Below are 19,346 nucleotides of genomic sequence, written 5' to 3' on the forward strand. Positions count from 1 at the left end.
AACATCACGAAGGGTACGTGTAAGGATGCACAACCAAGGGTTGGGTTCATGGATTCACAAGCGCCGCGTTAAGTCCGCGGGTAAAACCGCCATCATCAGCAGTGCGGGCCAGCTGACGTATGACGACTTTGCGCTTCGCGTGGACCGCCTTGCCAGTGCCTTCGCCGACCGAGGTATTACGAAGGGTGACCGGGTGGCCTACCTGGGCGAAAACCATGCGGCCTTCCTCGAGACGTTCTTCGCCTGCGGAACCCTGGGAGCGATTTTCGTCCCGCTGAACACGCGCCTGGCACCGCCGGAGATCCAGTTTGCCCTGCAGGATTCCGGCAGCAGGATCCTGGTCCACGCGTGCACGCTTGAGGGTCTTGCCGTCCGCGGAGGCAGGGAAACGGCAGTGACGCACCGGCTGGTCGTCGATGACGGGCGGGCCGCCGTGTCGCCGGACGACGAGATCGAGTCTGGTGACGCCGTCGAGCTTTTTGAAGACGCCATTGCTTCGGGCTCCGATGAGCACCGCGATGTGGACGTCTCGCTGGATGACGCGGCGATGATTCTTTACACCTCGGGGACAACGGGCCGGCCCAAGGGCGCCCTGCTGACGCACGGCAACATGACGTGGAACAGCTTCAATGTTCTGGTGGACTACGACATGGCCAGCACGGATGTGGCCCTGATGATCGCCCCGATGTTCCACGTGGCCTCGCTCGGCATGGGAGTGCTGCCGGCGCTGCTCAAGGGGGCCACGGTGGTCCTGGAGCCCAAGTTCGAACCGGGCCGGACCCTGCAGCTGATCGAAAAATACAAGGCGACGAGCATCAGCGGTGTACCCACCACCTACCAGCTGCTCTGCGAGCATCCGGACTGGGACAAGACGGACATCAGTTCGCTGCAGAAGCTGACCTGCGGCGGCTCCGCGGTGCCGATGCGGGTGCTGGAGGCCTATGAATCCCGCGGCCTGTCCTTCTCCGGTGGCTACGGCATGACGGAGACCGCGCCGGGAGCCACGAGCCTCGCGCCCAACAAGTCACGAGAAAAAGCCGGATCCGCAGGTCTGCCGCACTTCTTCAGCGACATCCGCATTGTGGATCCGGTCGGTGCAGTCCTGCCCGCCCGCGAGGTCGGCGAGATCCAGATTTCCGGACCGAACGTGATTAAGGAGTACTGGAACCGGCCGGATGCCACGGCGGAGAGCTATGCCGATGACGTCTGGTTTAAGTCCGGGGACATGGGCTATGTGGATGACGAGGGGTACCTGTTCATTTCGGACCGGCTGAAGGACATGATCATTTCCGGCGGCGAGAACATCTACCCCGCTGAGGTTGAGCAGATCATTGTCGAGCTCGAGGCGGTCAGCAGTGTCGCGGTGATCGGCGTTCCGGATCCGAAGTGGGGCGAGGTGCCCAAGGCCATCGTGACGGTCCGCGACGGTTTCACCCTGTCGGAAGAGGATGTCCAGAATCATCTGCGGGACCGGCTGGCCCGCTATAAGATTCCCAAGAGGGTGGTGATCGTGGAGGACCTGCCGCGCACGGCCAGCGGCAAGATCCGCAAGGCGGACCTGCGCAAGCAGTTCTCTGGCTGATTCCATCCGGGGCGCAGTAGGGAATGCTGATCCTGCCGGGCGGCAGGGTCAGCTTTTCCCTGAGTCCGCTGTCTCCGGCTCCGCGTACAGCTCGTCGATCAGGGCCAGGCCGCGGTTGGCCCAGGCGATTTCCTGCTCGGCTCGCGCTATCAAGCCCTCGTAGGTGAACTTCTTGAAGGCCGCTGTCTTGCGGCGCTGCTCCACCGGGGCCTTGGCCAGGCGCCGGTTGAGCATGGGGCTTCCACCTTCTTCGATTTCGCGCACTTTGTCGTGCCACTGCCGCAGCAACTCCGTGTGGTGCCGGATGTGCGCCAGCATCTGCTCCCGGGCCGCCTCCGGCGCCGCCCACTCCAGATACGCGGCCTTAAGGTGCGCGGGATCCCGGACCCGCGCATAGTCCAGAGTTCCGTTCATCCAGGTCCGGAAAGCCTCCACGCCAGCTTCGGTGATGTGGTACTGCCGCTTCTTGCCGCGCTGGCCCCAGGTGATTTCCTCGCCTTCGAGCAGCCCGTCCTTCTCCATCCGCCGCAGTTCCGGGTAGATCTGCGAATCCGGTGCATGCCAGACATGGCCGACCGACGATTCGAATTCCTTGTATAGGTCGTAGCCGGTCATCGGCTCAACTGTCAGCAGCGCCAGCAGGGCGTAGCGAAGACTCACGCATCAACCTTTTCTCGTCGGTGTGTTGCAAACCACTATATCCATAGATATGCTGTGTGCCACGGCACTACCTATGCGCATAGATAGATGAATCAGCCAGGTAGCGCCGCCCCACTCTTACTCAACTTGTACTTACTCAATTCCGGGTACCTTCTGTCATAGCAGATGGAAGTGTCCGGTGACCGGAAGGAATCACCGTGACCGCAGTGCAGTCCACCAGTTCCACGACCAACAAAGTCCTGGGCCATCCGCTCAACGCCTGGTACGTTGCGGCCTGGGACCACGAAGTGACCCGCAAGCCCATGTCCCGCCGCGTCGCCAACCGTCCGCTTGCGCTGTACCGCACCGAAGACGGCAAGGCTGTAGCGCTGGCCGACGCCTGCTGGCATCGCCTGGCCCCGCTGTCCATGGGCAAGACCATGGGCAAGGACGGGATCCAGTGCCCGTACCACGGTATCGTCTACAACTCGGCTGGCCGCTGCGTGTCCATGCCCGCCCAGGAAACTATCAACCCCAGCGCCACCGTGCCGTCCTTCCCGGTGGTGGAGCGCTACCGCTATGTCTGGGTCTGGTTGGGCGATCCCACCAAGGCCGATCCGGATCTGGTGCCGGACATGCACCAGATGTCCTCCGAAGAGTGGGCCGGCGACGGCGAAACCATCCACGCCGACTGCAACTACCAACTGGTGCTGGACAACCTCATGGACCTGACGCACGAGGAGTTTGTGCACTCCTCCTCGATCGGCCAGGAAGAGCTCAGCGAATCCGACTTCGAGGTCACCCACGACGGCAGCACCGTTACGGTCTCCCGCTGGATGCACAATATCGATGCGCCGCCGTTCTGGCTGAAGAACATGCGGGACAAGTTCCCCGGGTTCGAGGGCAAGGTGGACCGCTGGCAGATCATCACGTTCCAAGCCCCGTCCACCATTAACATCGACGTCGGCGTGGCCAAGGCCGGCACCGGCGCGCCGGAAGGCGACCGCAGCCAGGGCGTCAACGGCTTTGTCATGAACACCATCACGCCGGAGACGGACCGCTCCTGCCACTACTTCTGGGCGTTCATGCGCAACTACCGGCTGGAGAGCCAGCTGATCACCACCCAGCTGCGCAACGGCGTCCACGGGGTCTTCGGCGAAGACGAGGAAATGCTCAAGGCCCAGCAGGCGGCCATCGATGCCAACCCGGACTACGAGTTCTACAACCTCAACATCGACGCCGGTGGCATGTGGGTGCGCCGCCTGATCGAACGCATGCTGGAAGCCGAAGGACGCCTGGTTCCCACCGCGTAGGGGCCAGCCACACGTGAGACAGGTTATGAACTAATGGCAGCAACAAACGTCGAGGTCTGGCAGCAGGCAACAGTTATCGAGACCCAGTCCATCGCTACCGACATCCAGCGCATCGTACTGGAGCCCTCCGCGCCGAAGAAGGCGGAGCCGGGTTCGCACGTGGATCTGAAGGTCATGATCGACGGCGAACAGGACAAGCGATCCTACTCCGTTGTCGAGTCCAGCGAAGACGGCAAACGCCTGGCCATCAGCGTGATGAAGGCCCCGCAGTCCCGCGGGGGGTCGCTCTTCATGCACACGCTGAAGCCGGGCGACACCCTGGAGATCACCCAGCCGCTGCAGAACTTCCCGCTCCGCGTGGGCGCCGAACGCTACATCCTGCTGGCCGGCGGCATCGGCATCACGGCCATGATCAACATGGCCCGCGTGCTGAAGAACCTGAAGGCCGACTACACATTCGTCTACGCCGGGCGGAACCGCGCAGCGATGGCGTACCTGCCCGAGCTGCAGGAGCTGCACGGCGACAACCTGGTGGTCCACGTCGATGACGAAGGCACCTCGCTCAAGGTGGACGAACTGGTCGCCTCGGCAGATCTGGAGACCGAACTGTACATGTGCGGTCCCATCCGGCTGATGGACGTTGTCCGCCGCGCCTGGACCGAGCGGGAGCTGAACCTGCCGGACCTGCGCTACGAAACCTTCGGCAACTCCGGCTGGTACGACCCGGAAGAGTTCATCGTCCGGATCCCGCGGCTCGGCGTCGAAGCCAAGGTCGGCCAGGGCCGCTCCATGCTGGAGACCCTGGAAGACGCCGGCGTGGACATGATGTTCGACTGCCGCAAGGGCGAATGCGGATTGTGCGAGGTGAGGATCCTGGAACTGGACGGCGCCGTGGACCACCGCGACGTGTTCTACTCCGAACGCCAGCAGCACGCAGCGGCAAAGATGTGCTGCTGCGTCTCCCGCGCCGTCACCTCCAAGACCGGCGCCAAATCGGACGCCGACCCGCACCGGGGACCGGCAGTCGTGACCATCGAAGTCTCCTGACCCAAGCCGCTGGCAACAGCGGGACGCCCCTCAATTTCGGGACTATTTCGAGAAAGACAGTATTAAATGGAACTGCGCGAGCGGATCAATAAATCAGCCATGTCTCCTTACCAGTGGCTGATCATCGGACTGTGCGTCCTGCTGAACGCACTCGACGGCTTCGACGTCATGGCCATGGCCTTCACCGCCACCAGCGTGACCAACGATTTCGGCCTCAGCGGCACCGAACTTGGCCTGCTGCTGAGTGCGGGGCTGGTAGGCATGGCCATCGGCTCCCTGGTGCTGGCACCGTTTGCCGACGTCGTAGGTCGCCGTCCGATGATCCTGGTTTCGCTGGCCCTGGCGGCGGCCGGCATGTTCCTGTCAGCGCTGGCGAACTCCGCCGTCGAACTGGCGCTGTGGCGGGTGGTCACGGGCCTTGGCGTCGGCGGCATCCTGGCCTGCACCAACGTCATTGCGAGCGAATACTCCTCGGACCGGTGGCGCGGTTTGGGCATCGGCATCTATACCGCTGGCTACGGCGTCGGCGCAACGCTGGGCGGCATGGCTGCAGTGTCGCTGCAAGGCAGCTACGGTTGGCGTTCGGTCTTTGTTTTCGGCGGCATTGCCACCGCGGCCGCGCTGGTGCTGCTGGCCGTTCTGCTGCCGGAGTCCGTGGACTTCCTGCTGACCCGGCGCCCACGCAAGGTGGTGGAGCGGCTGAACCGGATCGCCCGCCGCATCGGCCAACCTGCGGTCACGGGCCTCGGCGATGCCCACGGAGCCGCGGGACAGGCGAAGGGACGCAACAAGGTCGGCGACCTGCTGGCCCCGGCGCACCGCCGCACCACGCTGCTGATCTGGCTGGCATTCTTCGCCACGATGTTCGGTTTCTACTTCGTGAACAGCTGGACACCGCGCCTGCTGGTCGAAGCCGGCATGACCACCGAGCAGGGCGTGGTGGGCGGCCTGATGCTGACCCTCGGCGGCACCTTCGGCTCCATCCTGTACGGTGTGCTGGCTACCAAATGGAGCAGCCGCGGCGTGTTCATCTGCTTCGCCGTGCTCTCGGCGGTGTCGATGGTGCTGTTCATCAGCTCCGCAGGCATCCTGATGCTCGCGTTCATTACCGGTGTGGGCGTCGGCATGCTCATCAACGGCTGCATCGCCGGCCTCTACACGGTCACGCCGGCACTCTACGCCACCGAAACCCGCAGCACCGGCGTGGGCTGGGCGATCGGCATCGGGCGCATCGGCGCCATCGTTGCCCCGATGATCACCGGATCCCTGCTGGACGCCGACTGGAGCCCAGTCCAGCTGTACCTGGGCGTCGGCGCGGTGGTCCTCGTTGCCGCCGTCGCGGTCCGCATGCTCGGGCCGGTCCGCGAGAGCAGCGCTACCAGTTCAGTACTGACGGATGCCTCCGCCAAATAGGCAAACAACGACGGCGGTCCCCACCTTGGCGCGCGAAGTCCAGGCTTCTCCGCACCCCAGGTAAGGGGCCGCCGTCGTCGTTATTGGTAGTGGGCGGGCCGGCTAGGCTTCCGCCGCTTGGTCTGCCGTTGCCAGCGTCCGTTCCAGCGGGTGCTCGATCTCGTTCCGCAGCAGCCGGCCGCAGGCAATCGCGATCACGGACAGCACCGGCGACGCCAGCCCGACCAGCAGGAAGATCAGCCAGATCGGAATGATCTCGCCCAGCGGGCCGGCCAGCGCCATGGACACCGGCATCAGCGCCAGCGAGACGAAGAAGTCCAGGCTGGAGATGCGGCCGAGCAGGTGGGACGGGACGCGGCGCTGGAGCAGGGTTCCCCAGATCACCATGCCCGCGCTGCCGGTGGCACCCATGACGAACAACGCGGCGGCCATGACCCAGAAGCTGTCGGTCAAGCCGAGGATGGCCAGCGGCATGATGCCGGCACCCCACATCATGATCATCACGCTCAGGTAGCGGCGGGGGAGCGGCAGGGAGGCCGTCACGATGGCGCCAGCAGCCCCGCCTGCTCCGAAGATGCCCAGGAGGAAGCCGAAGGTGCTGGCGTCGCCGTCGAGTTGCGCGGCCACGGCGAAGGGCAGCAGCACCTCGATCGGCCCGATGAAAATGAGCGTCGCGACCACGGCCCACAGCAGTGTCCACAGCAGCCAGGGTGTCTTGACCGTGTAGGCGACCCCTTCCCGCAGGTCCGACAGGACGGAACCCTTCGCCGGCGTGACGGCTCCGCCCTCCGGCACGGGTTCGGCGCCGAGGAAGCACAGGATCACCAGGGCCGCGAGGTGGCAGAAGCTGATCCAACCGATCGCGGCCGCAGGCGAGAATGCCGCCACCACCATGCCCGCGGCGGCCGGACCGGCGGCCTGCTGCAGCAGCGGGCGGATGGTTCCTTCCATACCGTTGGCTGCCAGCAGGTCCTCCGCTGGCAGGATCCGCGGCAGGATCGCCGAGTAGGCCGGGAAGTAGAACGCCGCGCCAACACCCAGCAGGAAGGCGGCGGCAGCCAGATGCCACAGCTGCAGCTGGTCTGTGAGCGCCAAAAAGCTGACCGCGCCGATGGCGGTGAGGTTGGCCGCCTCCACGGCCAGGATGAGCCGGCGCCGCGGCAGCCGGTCGGCCGCGATGCCGCCCAGCAGCACAAAAGCCAGCAAACCGACGCTGGAACAGGTGGCCACGATGGACAGCTCGGCCGGTCCGCCGCCCAGGTGGATGACCTGGTACACCATGGCGACGGCCCACATGCCGGTGCCGAAAATGGAGATCGCCAGGGCGGCGATCAGCACGCGGTAGTTGTGGTGTGCAAAGGGGCGCAGCGCGCGCGGCACGGACATGGTGTTCCTCGGATGGTTGAGCGGAAGTACCAGTATCCGCCTAAGTGATTGGGAAAATCAAATCACTTTTGGTCGTTTGGTGGAAAACAACGTCCGACGGCGGCACTTTGGTGAGTGCCGCCGTCGGACATTTGCTGTGGTTCAGACGCCGGCAGCCGTTTCAGCGGGAGCGGCCGGCCGCCACGGTTATCTCTCTGTAGCGGTCACGGGCGCGGGCGCCGGCGCCGGCGCATTGGCGCGGACCACGGCTTCGTCGAATTCCGCTTCGATCTCGGCATTGGGCTTGTAGGTCATCAGGCTGACCACCACCGCAACGATCACGTTCAGGATGAATCCTGGAACGATCTCATACATGGTCTCCGTCAGCGCCGAATTGCCCCACCAGAAGACTGTAACCGCACCGGCGACCATACCGGCAAGGGCGCCGGGCATGGTGAGCTTGCGCCAGTAGAGCGAGAGGATGACGGTCGGGCCGAAGGATGCGCCGAAGCCGGCCCAGGCGAAGGCCACCAATCCAAGGATCGTATCGTTCTGGCTCCAGGCCAGGGCCATGGCGATGAGGGAGACGACCAGCACGCCCATCCGGCCCAGCATCACCTGTGCTTTGGCCGAGGCCTGCTTCTTGCTGATGATCTTGTACAGATCCTCGACCAGCGCAGACGAGCAGACAATCAGCTGGGACGAGAGGGTACTCATGACCGCGGCCAGGACGGCAGCGAGCACCATGCCGGCGATGAATGGGTGGAAGAGGATCTGGGCCAGATCCAGGAACACGGATTCCGGATCCGCCAGCGTAGCGTCCGGGTTCTGCTGGAAGTAGGCGATGCCGACGAGGGCCGTTGCGACGGCGCCAAGTACGGTGAGGATCATCCAGCCGATGCCGATGCGGCGGCCGGCCTTGGCATCGGCGGCCGAGCGCATCGCCATGAAGCGGACAATGATGTGCGGCTGGCCGAAGTAGCCCAGCCCCCATGCGGCAGCCGAGATGCCGGCCACGAGCGTACCGCCGGCGAACAGGCTCAGGAAGGACGGATCCACCTCGCGGATCGAGTCGAAGGTTGCGCCGATGCCGCCGGTGGCGAAAACACCCACAATCGGGACGATCAGTAGGGCCAGGAACATCAGGATGCCCTGCGCAACATCCGTGAACGTTGCGCCCATGAAGCCGCCGAAGAGCGTGTACAGCACGGTGACGCCGCCGACAAGCAGCATGCCGGTCAGGTAGCTGGAGCCGAAGGACGCCTCGAAGAACACGCCGCCGGCCACCATGCCCGAGGAGACGTAGAAGGTGAAGAACGCCAGGATGATGACGCCGGAGGCGACCCGGAGGATGTGGGTCTTGTCTTTGAGCCGGTTATCAAAGAAGCTCGGCACCGTGATCGAGTTGTTGGAGACCTCGGTGTAGGCGCGCAGCCGCGGAGCGACGAACTTCCAGTTCAGCCAGGCTCCGATGGTCAGGCCGATGGCGATCCAGGCCTCGAACAGGCCGCCCACGTAGAGGGCGCCGGGCAGACCCATCAGGAGCCAGCCGGACATATCGGAAGCACCGGCGCTCAGGGCCGCCACCCCCGGATGCAGGCCGCGGCCCGCGAGCATGTAGTCGTCCAGGTCGTCGGTGCGCCGGAAGGCCCACCACCCGATCGCAAGCATCCCTGCCATGTACAGCGCCATGGCGATGATCTGATATATCTGGTCGTTCACGAGGTGTCCTTCCGGGGTGACCGGGTGGGGTTGAGTGAGCCTGTCCAGTATTCCAGCGACCTGCATGTGACGCCAATAACGATGACCCGGCAGCTTGTCCAGCGTCCGCTCCCAATACGTGCCACCCTACGCCGAAAGTTTCGTCAGGTCAGCCGGTCCCGCGCCCATTCCCACTGGATGTGCTCCTGTTCCAGCCGCATTGCGGTCCCATACGTGTGGTTGCCCAGCGCGGCGTAAACCTCAGCCTCGTCAGGGGACAACCGGGTCAAGACCGCCCGCGAGGGCTTGGTTTCGGTGCCCCAGAATTCCTTGTGTGCCAGCAGCGTCTCCAAATCCATCATGACGCTGCGGACATGCGGATGGTTGGACCGCAGCTGGTCCAGGATCCGGAAGCCGTGGGTATCCAGGTCTCCCCAGTAGAGCACTTCGCAATCCCGGAGCCAGCCGGCCTCGCTGAGGGAGGAGAAACCGTAGCCGCCGCCAAACAGCGCCAAGGTACCGGGCCGCTCGGGCAGCGCGAGGAAGTTGACCTGGTTTTCGGTCACGATCACGGTCCGGACGGGAAGGTTGAGCGTGGCGAACGCGGCAGCGGTGACGGTCAGATCCCGGGCGGCGCCGAGCAGGGGCAGGTGCGGGTCAAGCATCCGGAAGCGCACCAGCTCCGGTGCGGACAGGAAGCCGTGCCGCGCGGCGAACCGGGCTCCCGGGACGGGGCCGGCGGGATCCGCAGCATCGCCGCCGGGAACAGCAGCGGGACGAAGAACGGACACCATCTCGTCAATGGTCCGCCGGTGGTTCTCGATGAACTTCGTGTGGACTCCGGGCAGGCTGAGCTGGCGTAGGTAGATGCCCGGCTGCGGATGATCGCGGAGCCAGAGGGCAACTTTCGCCGCCGTCAGCGCCGCCGTGTCGAGCTCGAGCAGCGCAATCGGCCGTTTGGCTGCCCACTGCTGGAGGGCTGGTTCCAGGTCGGCGAGCTGCGCCGCGAGTCCCAGAAAACGGCCGGCTTGGCGCCGCTTGCCGATGAAATCGATCTCGTCCTGCGCCGTCTCGAACACCACGGCGGCCGGAACACTGTTGGCGCCAACGGTAGTCCGGCCCACTGTGGCCGTTTCCACGGCCAAGCCGGACAGGCCGGCATACAGTGCGGCAGCCCAGCCGCGTGCGGCAGTGTACTCGTCCCGCAGTTCGGTGGCGCTGGGGTGTTTCAATGCACGACGGCGGGGATAGGCTTCCGTGGGCAGCAGCAACTCCCGCAGCAGGGAACCTTTGTGCCAGGCCTTTTGCGAAGCAGCCCGCAGATCATCGAGCGATGTCCAACGGGCAGAGGCATCAGCCGGCACGGCGCTCGCGTTCCTCGCGGTACTCCTGGATGGTCATGTTCCGCAGCTGGGAATCGTCCCCGTTCGGGTTGGCCACAAAACCCACATTGGAGACGTGCGGTTCGATGACATGGATCTTCTGCAATGGCGTGACGATGAGCAGCTGGAGCTGCATCCGCCGGAACAGTTCCAGGCCGTAGCGGGCGGACTCGTCCGAGCCGCGGCCGAATGCTTCGTCGATGACCACGAAGCGGAAACTCCGGTTGCTCCCCGACTGCGCGCCGGCCTTGAGCGCGGAGCCAAGCCCGAACTGGAAGGCCAGTGCCGCCGCAAGGATGGTGTAGGCCAGCTTTTCCTTCTGGCCGCCGGATTTGCCGCCGGAGTCCGTGAAATGCTCGTGCTCTTCGCCGGTCTCGGTCCATTTCTCGGAGGCGGAGAAGGTGAACCAGTTCCGCACGTCGGTCACCTTCGCGGTCCAGCGTTCGTCCAGGCTGGTCAGCCCCTCCCGGCCGCGGAAGCGGTTCACCAGCTTTTCCACCTGCAGGAACTTCTGCTCCGAGTACTGGTCATCATTGCCGAGCGTGCCTTCGGAACAGGCACGCAGGTCGATGCCGAATTCGCGCACGTCCGCGTCCGTGGTGTTCTGGTGTTCCAGCTGGATGTGCCGGCCCGGGTTGTACTCGATGGTGGCCAGGGAGCGGTTGATCTCCCCGATGCGGCTCATGATGTCCTGCCGCCGGGATTCGAGAAAGGCGTTGAAGGCGACCACCTCATGGATGGTGTTCTGGTTCAGCGATTCCTTGAAATGCTCCTCGAACCGCGGCAGGTCATTGCTGACCAGTTGGTCCAGCAGCCGGTTGTACTCGCCCGCGGCATCCAGGGCGGCGTCGATCTCCGTGGTTTCGTTCGGATACTTGTTGCGGAACGCCTGCATCAGCCCAACCGTGCGTTCGGCGGAACGGGCGATCTGTTTGTTTAGGGCGTCGATGGTATCGGTGAGGCCGGAACGCACGGTGCTTTCGGTGCGGTCGGTGTTTTTGTAAGTCAGTGTTGCCTCGCCGCCGAGGGCAGCGGAGGCGAGCTTTTCCAACTCGGCCAGCAGACCGGCGTCGTTGGTCAGCGGTGTCTCGGCCAGGATGGACCGGCATTCGGTGATCGCCTCGGCTATGTCTTTGGCGGCGTGCTTGTTGGCCCCGATGCGCTCTTTCAGGTCGTTGGACTTCTTGTCCTGCTTCTCCAGCCGTTCGCTGGTTTCCCGCTCGCGGGCAGCAAGCTGCTGGAGCACATCGTTGGCGGCCTCGAGTGCAGCTTTTTCCGTCTTAAGCTCTTCGATCCGGCGTGCCGTGAGCTGCCAGCTGAGCTCGGCGAATTCCTTGACGCCGCGGACAGTGCCGAGCTGCTGCTGTTGCTGGCCCAGCTCTCCGAGCGCCGCGTCGACTTTGGTGAGCCCGGTGTCGGCGCTGCGGATCTGCCCCTGGGCTTCCTCCAGCTCGGTGTGGAACCGGCTGATCTTGGCGTGGTTGTCCCAGCCCAGCACGTAGTTCCGCCGATCCTGCAGGTCCCGCCTGTCATCCTTCTCGTGCCGGCCGCGGCCACCCTTGAGCTGGCCGTTGATGGTCAGCGCCTTCGGGAAGCGGCGGAAATCCTCCAGCGATTCGCAGCACATGTGGTTGTAGCGGTGATTCAGGTCGTTGAGCAGGAACTCGCGGAACGGTGTGCCTGGCTTGATGCTGATTTTCGACGCCAGGGTGCCCGGCTCTGCGGTCTGGATCACAGGTGCTTGGCCAACTTTGAGGTACACCAGCCGGGCCCGCAGATTGTTCGCGTCCACCCAGCCGCTCACGGCAGCGTAGTGTTCCGCAGGTACCAGCAGGGACAGTGCGAAGCCGTGCAGGGTCCGCTCCGCGGCACCCTCCCACGCCGACTCACCGTCGCGCAGCCGAAGTAGTTCCCCAGCGAAGGGCAGGGCCGAATCGGGAATGCCGGTGCCTTCGCAAAGTCGGCGCCGGAGCTCAAGCTGCGGCCGGGGCAGGAGGTTCTGCCGTGACTGCAGGCTCTTGAGTTCCGCCCTCAGGTCCTCGGCGCGGACCATGCCGGCGTCCCGCTTTTTGGACAGATCCGTGCGCTGTTCCTGCAGTTCGCCGGCCCGCGTGGCCAGCTGCCGCTCGACGCCGTCCAGCTGCGCCGCGTTGCCGTCGAACAGGACCCGGTCTTCGGGGACCTTGAGCCCGAGCGCTTCGGCGGCACGCGAGTAGTTCTCGAAGCGTGCCCGCTGCGCCCGGGACTCCGCTTCCAGCCGCGTGATTTCGGCGTCGATCGCTGCGAGCCGGCCACCGCCGTTGGTACGGATGTCCTCCTGGATTCCGGCCAGCTCGTGCCGGAGCCGGGTCACCTCGGCGGCGAGCTTATGTCCCTCTTCCTCAAGCCGGGTGCCCGTGCGGGCCAGCTCCTGCTGGTGCTCCAGGCTCAGGTCGAGTTTCTGCGCGGTGAACCATGGGTGCAGCTGGTCCCGCTGCGCCCGGCCGCGCCGGTCCCGTTCTTCGAGTTCGGCATGTTTGGCGGCACCGTCGCGGATGGGGGTGAGCAGCAGGATCTGGTCCTTGGCCCGCAGCACCGCGTCATGGGCCTTCTTCAGGTCATCGAAGTGGTGGATCAGATTCTTGATCCGGGAGCCTACATTGTCTTCTTCCAGCATGTTGGTGCGGACGAAATGCGTGATGTTCTCCACCTGCTTCATGGAGACCGTCCGGTGGAACAGATCCATGGCCTGGCTACTCGTGATGCCGAACTGCCGTTTGAAGGCAGCCGCGTAGGGGTCGAAGGAATCGTGGACGGTGACGCCGGCGGCACGCAGCTTCTTCTTGAGCTTGGCCGGATCCTTGCCGAAGTCCGCGAAGTCCGCGACGATGGTCTGCTCACCTTCGGCCAAGGAATAGAAACGGTTGGGCTGGCCTGCCTCCTGCGTGGCCCAGAGAGTGATGGCCAGCGTGACGGACTTGCCCAGGAACTCGTTGTGGAAGACGCCGAGCACCACCGAATAGGAGCCCGGCCCGCGCAGTGCTACGGGTTTGGAATGATCTCCCGTGCCGCTGCGAGCGCTCTTGTGGAAGCCGCGGACATAGGACATCAGGCTGCGCTCTTTCTTCTGCGCGCCGGCGGCCTTGTTGTATTCGATCCGGTTCGCCGGCAGCAACAGGGTAGTGATCGCATCCACCACCGTGGACTTGCCCGAGCCGATGTCGCCGGTCAGCAGGCTGTTCTCTCCGCCCAACCGGAAAGTGCGCACGCCCTGGTGGAACGTGCCCCAGTTGAGCAGTTCCAAGCGGTGCAGGCGGAACCCCGGGGCCGGCTTGCCGCCGTCGTTGTTGAGGTCTTCGAGATTGAACAGGCTGGTCTGCAGTTCGGCGGTCATGCGCTGTTCCTTTCGGCGTGGGGCGAGCCGTCCAACGAGGCGCGGTAGTCCGCTAGCCGGGCGTCGAATTCCTCCAGCCACTGGGCGTCCACGTAGGCCTTGAGGATGCGCGCCACTTCGTACGTGCCGTTCTGGCCGCGGAGTTTGCGCAGGAAGCCCAGATCCACCACTTTCTTGATGTTCGAGGCCAGCTGGTCCAGGATGCGGGCCTCGTTGCTGGACTCGGGCAGGAACACCGAGACCATGTCCGCAATGTCCTGGTCCGTCATGATGAGGCGCGTTTCGCCGGTCTGCTGGTCGAACTCGGCCAGCCGCGCCCGCAGCAGGGCCAGCAGCAGGCTGACGTTGAAGGTCAGCTGGCGGCGCGGAACCAGCCGCGGAAGGGCCGCATCCACGTCCTGGCGCGAGGTCAGAAAGGCATAGCCTTCGGACTCGTCCAGGACCAGATCCAGGCCCAGCACCGCCACGTAGTCCCGGACATGGGAGGCCAGCGGCAGCAGCGACTGCCAGATCTTCTCATCCGATTCGGCGTACACCACGCCCTTGAAGAGTTTGCTGACGACGGCGGGAAGTTCCTCCGGGTGGGTCCGGCCCGTTTCGTTGGATTCAGCGGTCATGTAGGCCTCACAAAGATGATCTGTTCAACTGTTGCCTCGCGGATGCTGCCGTCGGGCAACGTCCAGGACAATTGCTGACTGGTTTCCGGGTTGATGCTCGCCCACGGGGAATCCGAGGCCAGCTGGAAGTAGGCGACGATTTCGGCCAGGCCCTGGCTGAGCGGGAAGGCATCGGCAACATCCGCCAAGGTGGCCTGCCCCGACTCTTCCAGCACCATGGCGATATTGTCCTGCAGCCGCTCCTTGTCCACGTGGAACTGCTCGAAGAGCGCGCCGGAATCCACCTCGGCATCCTCGGCCGTGAAAACCTCGTCGTCCAGTTGCACTCGCGTGCTCGGTTCGTAGAGCGGGCGCTCGAACGGCAGCACCACATCAACGGCTTGCGCATCGACCTCGATAAAGGTGCCGGACGGCGGCTGGTTGCGCACGGCCAGCGCATTGCCCTCGATGCTGCGGATCAGCTGCATGATCCGCTTGTTTTCGAGGAACACCTTGTCATCGAGCAGGCGGCGCATCTGCTGCGAGAGCTGGCGGACTGTCGCCTGGGTCTGCTCGACGGCGGGGAGCCAGTCGCGGTGCAGATTAGCGACCGTGTCGATATTGTCCAGCCGGGCGAGCGCCTCGATCTGCATGGCACGTTCCAGCAGGTCCTGCAGCTCGGTCCGGAGCTGGGGCGACATGAGGTAGTCCCAGAAACCTTGGAAAGTCCGGCCCTGGATGGACCCGGAAATGTCCTGTTGGTTGGCGAAGATGGACTCCAGCAGTTCGCCCTGGGTGCCGTCCCAGGTTGCGATCTGTTCGCGGACCTGCCGGTCCAGCGAGCGGAAGTTCTGCTCTACCTCGCGGAAGTCGGCGAGCAGATCCTTGGCCAGGGCGGTCAGCTGCTGGAAGTGGTCCAGCGCCTCGGGGCCGCTCATCACCTTGATGTGGCCATCCCGGATCCGCTGCATTTCGGCGTCGATCCCGTCCCGCTGCTTCTGCAGTTCCGCCAGCCGCACTTCCGGATCCGTTTCGGATTCCTGGACCAGAGTCTTGAGCAGCTGGAAGATGCCGGTCAGCCGGGACTGCGTGGCCACAAAATCGCGGCCGCGGAGGTTCTCCACCCAGCGGACAACATCCTCGGCGGTGGCGGTCAGATCATAGACCGGCTCATCCTGGCCAGCGATATAGTACTTTCGCAGCCAGGCTTTTTCCGGCGCGGCCCAGTCGTCCAGGTACTCGGCCGCCGGGCGGGGAAACTTGTCCTCGCCCAGGGAATCGCGGAGCCCGAAAAGGACGTCGTCCAAGGTATCGATCAGTGCCTGGCGGCCGATGTTGCGCTGGTTCGGTCCAGTGAAGGCGGCGATGAAAAAGGCCAGGGCCAGCGGGGCATTCTGGGCGCGCAGCAGGGCCCAGCCTGCGTGGTTTTCACGCAGCGAGTTGAGCGCGTAGTAGTCCATGCGGTCCCCAGGGTTCGAAGCGTTGAGTGCTGGGACAATGCTACGTGCTGCCGCCGACACTTTGCCCGTCCGCCAGCCCAGATCACGTTTCGGACCCAGCCATTGGTTACTCCATTCGATGGAGGTAGCATCGAGCCATCGTGCGCATCAGGCTTCGCTGCCCTTGAGATCGTGACCGGCATCGAGCCTGCGGATCAAAGGAGAACCATGCGTGGCACCAGGAGCACCTCCGTAAAATCATCGCTGTCACTGATTGCAGCCGGCCTGCTGGTGTTGACCGGCTGTTCTGCCGGTGGCGGGGGAGGGGATGCGGGCGCTGGCGATGAGGCCACGTTGCGCATCGTGTACCAGAAGTCGGGTGAAGGTTCGCCCCTGGACACTTTGATGCAGGACGTCAAGACCCAATTCGAAGCCGGAAACGAAAACGTCACTGTCCAACTGGAGCCTGTTGAGGGCAGCGATGAGGATTACGCTACCCGGCTGGCGCTCTCGCAGCGCTCGCCGGATACCGCACCGGACGTGTTCTACGAAGATACGTTCAAGGTGCGATCCGACGTCGACGCCGGGTATCTGCTCAACCTTGATCCCTACCTCGCTGAATGGCCGGACTGGGAGCGCTTCAACGAGGGCGCGAAAGCGGCGGGCGTGGCAGACGACGGCGCCACTTACGCAGTCCCGCTCGGCACCGACACCCGGGTGATCTGGTACAACAAGAAGGTCTTGGAGGCCGCAGGGGTGGAAGTGCCATGGGCGCCGAAGACCTGGGAGGACATCCTGGCGGCCGCACGCCAGATCAAGGTGTCCCAGCCGGACGTTGTCCCCTTCAACATGTATGCCGGGACGGGCACCGGCGAGGGCACTGTCATGCAGAGTTTCTACGAACTGTTGTACGGCACGGACAGCCAGCTTTACAACGAGGACCAGCAGAAATGGGTGGTCGGTTCGCAGGGCTTTGTGGATTCGCTGGCCTTCCTGAAGACGCTCTATGACGAGGAACTGGCTCTGACCCCGGCACAGGCGCTGGATCCGAACATCTGGCAGGCGGTGTTTGGCGAGTACCTGCCCGAGGACAGGATGGGCGGTGTGGTCGAGGGCTCCTATTCGCCGAGTTTCTGGCAGGAGGGAGGCATGTTTGAATGGGCCGACTACGGTGACGTGATGGGTGTGGCGCCGTTCCCCACACAGAACGGCCAGGAGCCCGGCGCGGTCAGCATGTCAGGCGGTTGGACACTGGCCATCGGAGCCAACTCCCAGAACCCGGACCTGGCTTTTGAGTTCCTCAAGACGGCGATGAACCAGGAAAACCTGTTGAAGTATACGGTGGACAACTCACAGATCGCCGTCCGTTCCGACATCGCCGACGACCCAACGTACCTGGAGTCGAACCCGTTCGTGGCTGACGTCTCCGAAGTGGTGGACGTGACGCATTACCGCCCCGCCACCAGCGACTACCCGGAAATTTCGACGGCGGCGCAGCAGGCGACGGAAGCAGTCATCACCGGGGAGCGCACGCCGGAGGAAGCCGCGGCGGACTATGACGCTGCCGTGCGGGACATCGTTGGAGCTGAAAACGTCGTCGAAGAGTGACCGCATGACCGCCGGGACCAGCACCCGGCCCGCGCTCCGGCCGGGCGCCGGACCGGGGCACGGGAACAGCGGCAGGACCGGTGCGCTATGGCTGAAGCTGCTGCCCCTGGCCCCGGCGATCGCACTGCTGGGGATTTTCCTGGCTGGGCCGATCATCTTCTCCATCTACGGGTCGTTCACCAATGCCGCGCTGACGGGCAAAAATGCCAAGGACCCGCAGTTCATCGGGTTCGAAAACTACGCCGACCTGTTCCGCGACCCGAACTTTCCGCAGTCCCTGTGGCTGACCGTGCTGTTTGTGTTTGCCTCGGCCATCGTGGGGCAGAACCTTCTCGGCCTCGGAACCGCCCTGCTGATGAACAAGGCAACCAAGGCGATTGCCGCCGTCGTCGGCGTCTGCGTGGTGGCGGCGTGGGTGCTGCCGGAAATCGTAGCCGCCTTCGTTGCCTACGCCTTTTTCTTCCGCGAAGGCACCCTCAACCAGTTGACGGCCACCGTCGGAATCGCACCGGTGGACTGGCTCTTCGAACACCCCATGCTGGCAATTATCCTGGCCAATATCTGGCGGGGAACCGCGTTCTCCATGATGGTCTACCAGGCGGCGCTGAACGATGTGCCGCAGGAAATCAGCGAGTCGGCGATGATCGACGGCGCCGGCGGGGCGCTGCGGCTCTGGTACATTACGCTGCCGATGATCCGGCGCAGCATCGCCACGAACCTGATGCTGATCACCCTGCAGACCCTGGCGGTCTTCACCCTGATCTACGTGATGACCGCGGGCGGGCCGTCCCGGCGCAGTGCCACGCTGCCGGTCATGGCCTACGAGGAAGCCTTCCGGTACAGCAACATCGGCTACGGCACGGCAATCGCCGTCGTGATGATCCTGATCGGTGCGGTGTTCTCCGTGGTGTACATCCGTCTGCTGAAGGAGAAGTGAGCAATGTCCCCGACACCAGCAGCAACACCTGCGCCCGCAACTGCGGCCGCTACTTCGTCCGTCCCTGCCCCGGGACGGCGGCCGCGCCCCGGCTTGTCCGTTTCCTCCGCCCGCAGGTCAGCGTCAAAAACTCTGGCCAATGCGGTGCTGATCCTGCTGGGGCTGTGTTTCCTGATCCCGCTGAGCTGGCTGGTGCTGGCGTCGCTGGACCCCGAGGCCGGCTACACCACCGAGCTGCCGAAGACCTTCACACTGGATAACTTCGCGGCGGTGCTGACCCCGGAACTGGCGTTTGTGCCGCTGCTGAACAGTCTGCTGCTCTCGGCCGGGGCCGCCGCCCTCACCGTGGTTGCGGCCGTGCTGGCGGCATACCCGCTGTCCCGGTACCAGTTGCGCTTCAACAAACCGTTCCTCTATGCGGTGCTGTTCGGCACCTGTCTGCCCATCACCGCGATCATGGTTCCGGTCTACAGCCTGTTTGTGCAGCTGAACCTGCTGGACTCGTTGCCGGCCACCACGTTTTTTATGGCCGCAACATTCCTGCCGATGGCCATCTGGATGACCAAGAATTTCATGGATTCGGTCCCCATCAGCCTGGAGGAAGCCGCCTGGATGGACGGCGCGTCCTCGATGAAGGCGCTCGCCCATGTGGTGGTGCCACTGATGCGACCGGGACTGGCCGTGGTGTTCATTTTCGTCTTCATCCAGGCCTGGGGGAACTTCTTTGTGCCGTTCATTCTGCTGCTCTCCTCCGGCAAGCAGCCCGCCGCCGTGAGCATCTTCCGCTTCTTCGGCCAGTATGGCACCGTGGCGTACGGACAGCTTGCCGCATTTTCCATTCTTTATTCGATTCCCGTGATCCTGCTTTACGTGCTGGTCGCGCGCGGCATCGGCGGCTCGTTCGCCATGGCCGGTGCGATGAAGGGGTAGTTCGTCGCAATAGTCCTTAAG

Annotated in this window: 14 protein-coding genes; 7 read left to right on the top strand and 7 right to left on the bottom strand. The window is 64.3% G+C overall.

What is annotated here, in order from left to right; translation table 11 throughout:
* Positions 1 to 25: 25 nt before the first annotated feature.
* Positions 26 to 1,582 carry an acyl-CoA synthetase gene (locus HGO92_RS20435; protein ID WP_169998137.1) on the top strand — a complete coding sequence of 519 codons (1,557 nt, stop codon included), beginning with the start codon at positions 26 to 28 and terminating at the stop codon, positions 1,580 to 1,582.
* Between the two features lie 48 nt (positions 1,583 to 1,630).
* Here the strand turns inward: HGO92_RS20435 and HGO92_RS20440 are convergent, their stop codons facing one another.
* Entirely contained in the window at positions 1,631 to 2,242 is a 612-nt protein-coding gene (locus HGO92_RS20440; RefSeq protein WP_169998139.1) for a helix-turn-helix transcriptional regulator, read from the bottom strand.
* Between the two features lie 197 nt (positions 2,243 to 2,439).
* Between HGO92_RS20440 and HGO92_RS20445 the strand changes: the two genes are divergently transcribed.
* The 3 genes from HGO92_RS20445 (at position 2,440) to HGO92_RS20455 (ending at position 5,994) form a co-directional block, all read left to right on the top strand.
* Positions 2,440 to 3,534, top strand: coding sequence for an aromatic ring-hydroxylating oxygenase subunit alpha (locus HGO92_RS20445; RefSeq protein ID WP_346769041.1), 1,095 nt, complete (start codon positions 2,440 to 2,442; stop codon positions 3,532 to 3,534).
* 33 nt (positions 3,535 to 3,567) lie between these two features.
* The gene (locus tag HGO92_RS20450; protein WP_169998141.1) at positions 3,568 to 4,581 is read left to right on the top strand and encodes a PDR/VanB family oxidoreductase; all 1,014 of its coding nucleotides are present in this window, start codon (positions 3,568 to 3,570) and stop codon (positions 4,579 to 4,581) included.
* 66 nt (positions 4,582 to 4,647) lie between these two features.
* Positions 4,648 to 5,994, top strand: coding sequence for an MFS transporter (locus tag HGO92_RS20455; RefSeq protein ID WP_169998143.1), 1,347 nt, complete (start codon positions 4,648 to 4,650; stop codon positions 5,992 to 5,994).
* Positions 5,995 to 6,096: 102 nt separating this feature from the next.
* Here the strand turns inward: HGO92_RS20455 and HGO92_RS20460 are convergent, their stop codons facing one another.
* From HGO92_RS20460 to HGO92_RS20485, 6 genes are all read right to left on the bottom strand, one after another.
* The gene (locus HGO92_RS20460; protein WP_169998145.1) at positions 6,097 to 7,380 is read right to left on the bottom strand and encodes an MFS transporter; all 1,284 of its coding nucleotides are present in this window, start codon (positions 7,378 to 7,380) and stop codon (positions 6,097 to 6,099) included.
* Between the two features lie 186 nt (positions 7,381 to 7,566).
* A complete protein-coding gene (gene putP, locus HGO92_RS20465) occupies positions 7,567 to 9,081 on the bottom strand; it encodes a sodium/proline symporter PutP (protein ID WP_169998147.1) in 1,515 nt (504 codons plus the stop codon).
* A 143-nt stretch (positions 9,082 to 9,224) separates the two neighbouring features.
* Positions 9,225 to 10,424, bottom strand: a complete 1,200-nt coding sequence (locus tag HGO92_RS20470) for a Wadjet anti-phage system protein JetD domain-containing protein (RefSeq protein WP_169998148.1) — start codon at positions 10,422 to 10,424, stop codon at positions 9,225 to 9,227.
* Positions 10,414 to 13,815 carry an ATP-binding protein gene (locus HGO92_RS20475; RefSeq protein ID WP_169998149.1) on the bottom strand — a complete coding sequence of 1,134 codons (3,402 nt, stop codon included), beginning with the start codon at positions 13,813 to 13,815 and terminating at the stop codon, positions 10,414 to 10,416. The genes HGO92_RS20470 and HGO92_RS20475 overlap by 11 nt, the downstream gene beginning before the upstream one ends.
* Positions 13,812 to 14,432, bottom strand: a complete 621-nt coding sequence (locus HGO92_RS20480) for a DUF4194 domain-containing protein (protein WP_169998151.1) — start codon at positions 14,430 to 14,432, stop codon at positions 13,812 to 13,814. The genes HGO92_RS20475 and HGO92_RS20480 overlap by 4 nt, the downstream gene beginning before the upstream one ends.
* Complete coding sequence (locus tag HGO92_RS20485; protein WP_169998152.1) at positions 14,429 to 15,871, bottom strand: DUF3375 domain-containing protein; 1,443 nt, start codon at positions 15,869 to 15,871, stop codon at positions 14,429 to 14,431. Before HGO92_RS20485 ends, HGO92_RS20480 begins: the two co-directional genes overlap by 4 nt.
* Before the next feature lie 207 nt (positions 15,872 to 16,078).
* On the opposite strand from HGO92_RS20485, the gene HGO92_RS20490 reads away from it, so the two are divergent.
* Genes HGO92_RS20490 through HGO92_RS20500 form a run of 3 tightly spaced genes read left to right on the top strand, consistent with a single transcriptional unit; the run spans position 16,079 to position 19,325 of the window.
* Positions 16,079 to 17,458 (top strand): extracellular solute-binding protein, encoded by a 1,380-nt coding sequence (locus tag HGO92_RS20490; RefSeq protein WP_169998154.1) that lies wholly within the window; start codon positions 16,079 to 16,081, stop codon positions 17,456 to 17,458.
* 4 nt (positions 17,459 to 17,462) lie between these two features.
* Positions 17,463 to 18,395, top strand: a complete 933-nt coding sequence (locus tag HGO92_RS20495; protein ID WP_169998156.1) for a carbohydrate ABC transporter permease — start codon at positions 17,463 to 17,465, stop codon at positions 18,393 to 18,395.
* 3 nt (positions 18,396 to 18,398) lie between these two features.
* Positions 18,399 to 19,325: a carbohydrate ABC transporter permease gene (locus HGO92_RS20500; RefSeq protein WP_169998157.1), complete on the top strand. Its 927-nt coding sequence runs from the start codon at positions 18,399 to 18,401 to the stop codon at positions 19,323 to 19,325.
* Positions 19,326 to 19,346: the final 21 nt, after the last annotated feature.

Origin of the sequence: Crystallibacter degradans (assembly GCF_012952295.1) — a bacterium.
GTDB classification, from domain to species: Bacteria; Actinomycetota; Actinomycetes; order Actinomycetales; family Micrococcaceae; genus Crystallibacter; species Crystallibacter degradans.